Consider the following 5,476-nt stretch of genomic DNA (forward strand, 5'->3'; position numbering starts at 1 on the left):
GAGACCGGGGTCGGGCCCTCCATCGCGTCCGGGAGCCATGTGTGCAGCGGGATCTGCGCGGACTTGGCGAACGCGCCGACGAGCAGCAGGATCAGGCCGGCGGTCAGGTCGCCGTGGGCGGTGGCGCCGATCTCCTTGGCCTGCTCGAAGGTGCCCAGGAAGTCCAGGGTGCCCGAGTGTTTGAGGATGAAGAACGTGCCGAGCGTCAGGCCGATGTCGCCGACCACGTTGATGACGAACGCCTTGATGCCGGCCTTCGTCGCCGTCTCGCGGCGGTACCAGAAGGAGATCAGCAGGTAGGACGCCGCGCCGACGAAGGCCCAGCCCACGATGAGCAGGAAGAAGTTCGCCGCCATCACGAGCACGAGCATCGAGAAGACGAAGAAGTTCAGGTACGAGAAGAAGCGCGTGTACCCGCGGTCGCCGCTCATGTAGGCGTACGAGTACAGGTGGATGAGCGTCGAGACGCCGGTGACGACCAGCATCATCAGGATGCTCAGCGGGTCGATCAGGATCGACACCCTGGCGTCGATCGTGCCGGTGACGGCGTAGTCGTACAACACCGACACGAGCTGACGGTGGTGCGCGTCGTTGCCCTGCAGCTGCACGCACGCGATGACCGTGAAGACGAAGGACGCCGCGAGGGCGACGGTGCCGATGAGGCCCGGGATCCTGCCGCGCCAGAGCCGGAAGCCCAGCGCGTTGACGATGGTTCCCGCAAGAGGGCAGGCCAGAGCCAGCCATGCGGCGGTCGTAGGACTCATCTACCCGTGAAGCTCCCGGAGCTCGTCGACGTCGATCGGCACGCGCCGGCGGAACATGGCGACCACGACGCCGAGGCCGATCGTGACCTCGCACGCCGCGACGACCATCACGATGATCGCGAAGATCTGGCCGTCGCCGTTGCCCCACATGCGGCTGAACGCGATGAGCGCCAGGTTGGCCGCGTTGAGCATGAGCTCGAGGCACAGGAGGATGACCAGCGGGTTGCGCCGCGTCATGACGCCGGCGGCGCCGATGCAGAAGACCAGGACGGAGACCGTCAGGTACCAGCCGATGGCCATCAGCGGCGCTCCTCGGGGGTCGGCTGGCCCGCAGCGGGGGTGAGTAGCGCGTGCGGGTCGATGTGGCCGGTCGGGTTGATGTCGCCGACGCCCTCCTTCATCGAGCCGGTGCCCTCGGGCAGGCGGACGTCGATGCGGGCGACCTCGACCTCGTCAGCGCCCTCCAGGCCGCCACGGCGGCGGGCGAGCACGACGGCGCCGACGGCGGCCATCAGCAGCAGGATCGACGCGGCCTCGAACGGGAAGAGGAAGCGGGTCAGCAGCAGCTCGCCGATCGAGGCGGGCGTCCCGAAGCCGGGCGAGTAGGGCGCGCCCTGGGAGTCGATGGCCTTCAGGCCGCTGCCGAGGACCGCGATCAGCAGCTCGACCGCCAGCGCGCCGGAGAAGAGGATGCTGCCGATCCTCAGGCCGGGGCCGCCCGCGGGGCGGACCGGCTCGGCCTGGCCGCCGACGTAGGCCACCACGAAGACGTAGAGCACCATGACGGCGCCCGCGTAGACGACGACCTGCGCGGCGGCGATGAACTCCGCGCGTAGCAGCAGGAACAGCGCGGCCAGCGCCACCAGGTGCGAGACCAGGGCGAGGACGGAGTAGAAGGGGTTGCGCAGCGTGGCGACGCCGATCGCGCCGGCGATCGCGGCGATGCTCGCGATGAAGAAGAAGACTGGAGCCATAGGACCGTAGGCGGCGCCGGAGGCTACTCGCCCTCGTTGCGCAACGGCGTGCGCTCGAAGGGCTCGGCCAGCAGCATCTCCTTGGTGAAGATGAGATCGGACCGGTCGTAGTCGCTCATCTCGAAGTCGTTGCCCATCGTGATCGCGTCGAACGGGCACGCGACCTCGCAGTAGCCGCAGAAGATGCAGCGGCTGAGGTTGATCTCGTAGACCGCGGCGTAGCGCTCGCCCGCGGAGACCCGGTTGTCGGCCGTGTTCTCGGCGGCGACGACGCGGATGCAGTCCGCCGGGCAGGCCGCGGCGCACAGCGAGCAGCCGACGCACTTCTCCAGGCCGTCCTCGAACTTGTGCAGCCGGTGGCGCCCGCGGAAGCGCGGGTAGACCGGGATCTTCTCCTCGGGGTACGCGACGACCGAGACGGGCGCGACGGACTGGCGCAGCGTGGTCTTCAGACCACGCAGCGTCTCGCCGAAGGCGCGGTAGAAGCTGCCGGCGCCGCCCAGGTGGTCTGGGCCTTGGACGACATGGATCTCCTCAGCGGAGGGAGGCCAGGGAGTCATCAGTCAGTTACCACCACGATGATCGCGGTTACGAGGACGTTGAGGGTGGCGAGCGGCAGCAGCGCCTTCCACCCCAGGGACATGAGCTGGTCGTAGCGCAGGCGCGGGAACGTCGCGCGGGCCCAGACGAAGACGAAGATCAAGAACAGCGACTTGCCGATCACGACGAACGGGTCGACCCAGCCCGGCGCGTCGATCCCGAACGGCAGCCACCAGCCGCCGAGGAAGATCGTCACCATCATGAACGAGGCGAGGATCATGTTGAGGTACTCGGCGAAGTAGTACGTGGCGAAGCGGCCGCCGCCGTACTCGGTGTTGTAGCCGCCGACCAGCTCGCCGTCGGCCTCGACCAGGTCGAAGGGCGGGCGGTTGGTCTCGGCGAACGACGCCACCAGGAAGATCAGGAAGCCGACGAACTGCGGGATGATGTACCACATCCCTTCCTGGCCCTTGACGATGTCGACCAGCGACAGCGACTGGGCGGTGATGACCACGCCCACCAGCGCCAGGCCCTGGGCCACTTCGTAGGAGATGAGCTGCGCCGCGGCGCGCATCGAGCCCAGGAACGAGTACTTGGAGCCCGAGGCCCAGCCGCCGAGCATGATCCCGTAGAACGCGATCGAGCCGAAGGCGAAGAAGTAGAGCGGGCCGACCGAGGAGTCGACGCCGTACAGGCCGGTCTTCGTGCCGAAGATGTCCTGCACGTCGCCGAACGGGATGATCGCGAGGGCGGCGACGGCGGTCACGATCGAGATCAGCGGCGCGACGGCGAACAGCCAGCCGATCGAGGTCCGCGGGCGGAACTGCTGCTTGAACAGCAGCTTGCCGATGTCGGCGATCGGCGTCAGGGCGCCGAACGGCCCGACGCGGTTGGGCCCGTAGCGGTTCTGCATCCGGGCCATGACCTTGCGGTCGGCCATGAGCGCGACGGGGACGAGCTGCAGGCCGACGGCGAAGATGGCGATCGCCTTGGCGATCTGCATCCACCAGGGCTCGAAGTAGGTGACGTTCGCGAGGATCAAGTGCGGCCCTTCGACTACGGGTTCACGGCGGTGGACGTCACGACGACGGGCTCGGCGGCGGGCTCCGGGGCGGGATCCTTGCGGATCTCGACCAGCGGGCCGTCGACGCCGTTGCCCTCGAGGAAGGCGGAGCCGGGCGGCACCGCCGCGCGCAGGCGCACGACGGCGTCCACGACGGCCTCGCCGCGGGCGCCGACGACGACCCTGTCGCCGTCGAAGAGCGCGAGGCGCTTGGCGTCGGTGGGCGACAGCTCGACGCGCGGCCGGGCCCTCAGGAACTTCAGCGCCGGCGAGGCCGCGACCTCGGGGCCGGCCCAGATCGAGCGGTAGGTGCCCAGCCGCAGGCGGCCGTTGGATTCGGCCCCACCCACCCCGGGCGGGGGCGTGTTCAGCGTGCTCAGCGCCGGGGCCGCGTCGCCGGCGGCCGTCCAGGCGGCCGCGGCGTCGGTGCCGGGCCAGCGATGGCCCTTGCCGCCGATGGCGTCGAGCGTCAGGCCCGCGTAGAACGGGACGGCGGAGAAGAGCTGCTGCGAGGCCTGCGAGCTGGTGTGCAGGCCGAGGTCGGCGCCGAGCCGCTTGCTCAGCTCGGCCAGGACCCACCAGCCCGCGCGCGTCTCGCCCTGGCGGGCGATCGCCTGGCGCAGGCGCTGCAGCCGGCCGTCGGGGTGCACCACGGTGCCCTCGTGCTCGGCGTGCGACTCGGCGGGGAAGACGACGTTGGCGTGCTCGCGGACGCCCGCGGTGAGGTAGCCGGCGTGGGCGATCACCGTCGAGGCGCGCTCCATGGCGGCCTCCCAGGCGGTGCGGTGCGGGTGGGTGTCGACCGGGTCGACGTCCACGAACCACAGCGCGGCCAGCTCGCCGGCGGCGCCGGCGACGGCCATCTCGGCGGCGGTGCGGCCCGGGGCCGCGGGGGCCAGGCCCGGACCGGCGAAGGGCAGGACGCCGGCCTCGCGGAGGCCGCGGGCGTTGGCGGCCGCGGGAACGCCGAGCAGGCCCGCGCCGTCGCGGCCGCGCAGGTTCAGCGCGTCGGCGAGGGCGACGAGCGCGGCGGCGCCGGCCGGATCGGCCAGGACGCGTTCGCCGTAGAGGACGACGACGTCCTCGCCGCCGTCGCGCAGCAGCGCGACGAGGTCGGCGAGGACACTGTCCCCACCCTCCCCCTCTCCGCCCCGTAGGGCGCCCGCGATGAGCGCCGCGGCGCGCGGCTCGTCGCCCGGCGCGAAGCGCACGACCTGCTTGGCGTTGGCGTCGAGCGAGGACGGGCGGCTGGTGGCGACCGCGAGGTTGACGCGGTGGCGGCGCACCCCCTTGCGGATGCGCAGGTCGACGATCGGCATGTCGTCGACGGGCTCGACGCCGAGGACGAGGACGGTGTGGGCGAACTCGAGGTCCGGGACGGTCGCCTGCAGCGCGGGATCGTGCAGCGCCAGCAGGTCGTCGCGGCCGAGCTCTTCGTAGGTGCGCGAGTCGAGGTCGTTGGTGCCGAGCACCTCGCGCGCCAGGCGCTGGAGGAGGAAGCCCTCCTCGTTGGTGGTCCCGCCGCCGGCGAGGACGCCGACCCGCCCGGCCGCGCGGCGCAGGCCGGCTGCGGCCTCGTCGAGGGCGCGCTCCCAGGAGACGGGGCGCAGCTCGCCGCCGTCGCGGACCATCGGGCGCGTGATCCGCTCGTCGACGTGGATCGCCTGGTAGGCGAAGCGGCCCTTGTCGCAGAGCCAGCCGTCGTCGACCTCGGTGTGGTCGCGGCCGAGCACGCGCAGGACGCGCTCGTCGCGGACGGTGAAGGTCACGTTGCACTGTGCGGGGCAGAGCGTGCAGACGCCGCCGGCGCCCTCGATGTCCCACGGGCGCGCGCGGAACCGGTAGGGCTGGGAGGTCAGCGCGCCCACCGGGCAGAGCTCGATGATGTTGCCGCTGAACGGCGCCACGTAGGGGTGGCCGTCGAACGTGCCGACGAAGGTGTGCGCGCCGCGCTCCTGGAAGACCAGCTGGTAGTCCTCGCTGACCTCCTGCGAGAAGCGCACGCAGCGGTAGCAGAGGATGCAGCGCTCGCGGTCGATCGCGACCAGCGGCGAGAGCGCGAGCGGCTTCTCGAAGTGGCGCTTGGGCTCGACGAAGCGCGAGCGGCCGCCGCCCCAGCCGAAGGAGATGTCCTG

At 71.2% G+C, this 5,476-nt stretch carries 6 protein-coding genes; all 6 read right to left on the minus strand.

Annotated elements, in window-relative coordinates:
- On the minus strand, window positions 1-764 hold a 764-nt coding region (locus VK501_RS08295), incomplete at its 3' end, for a proton-conducting transporter membrane subunit (protein WP_324336529.1).
- Window positions 765-1,064, minus strand: a complete 300-nt coding sequence (nuoK, locus tag VK501_RS08300) for an NADH-quinone oxidoreductase subunit NuoK (protein ID WP_324336531.1) — start codon at window positions 1,062-1,064, stop codon at window positions 765-767.
- Complete coding sequence (locus VK501_RS08305; protein WP_324336533.1) at window positions 1,064-1,738, minus strand: NADH-quinone oxidoreductase subunit J; 675 nt, start codon at window positions 1,736-1,738, stop codon at window positions 1,064-1,066. The genes nuoK and VK501_RS08305 overlap by 1 nt, the downstream gene beginning before the upstream one ends.
- 23 nt (window positions 1,739-1,761) lie before the next feature.
- The gene (gene nuoI, locus VK501_RS08310) at window positions 1,762-2,298 is read right to left on the minus strand and encodes an NADH-quinone oxidoreductase subunit NuoI (RefSeq protein ID WP_324336536.1); all 537 of its coding nucleotides are present in this window, start codon (window positions 2,296-2,298) and stop codon (window positions 1,762-1,764) included.
- Window positions 2,298-3,281 (minus strand): NADH-quinone oxidoreductase subunit NuoH, encoded by a 984-nt coding sequence (nuoH, locus tag VK501_RS08315; protein WP_414641163.1) that lies wholly within the window; start codon window positions 3,279-3,281, stop codon window positions 2,298-2,300. Before nuoH ends, nuoI begins: the two co-directional genes overlap by 1 nt.
- Window positions 3,282-3,334: 53 nt before the next feature.
- On the minus strand, window positions 3,335-5,476 hold a 2,142-nt coding region (locus VK501_RS08320), incomplete at its 5' end, for a molybdopterin-dependent oxidoreductase (RefSeq protein ID WP_324336540.1).

Source organism: Baekduia sp. (assembly GCF_035318805.1).
Classification (GTDB): Bacteria; Actinomycetota; Thermoleophilia; order Solirubrobacterales; family Solirubrobacteraceae; genus Baekduia.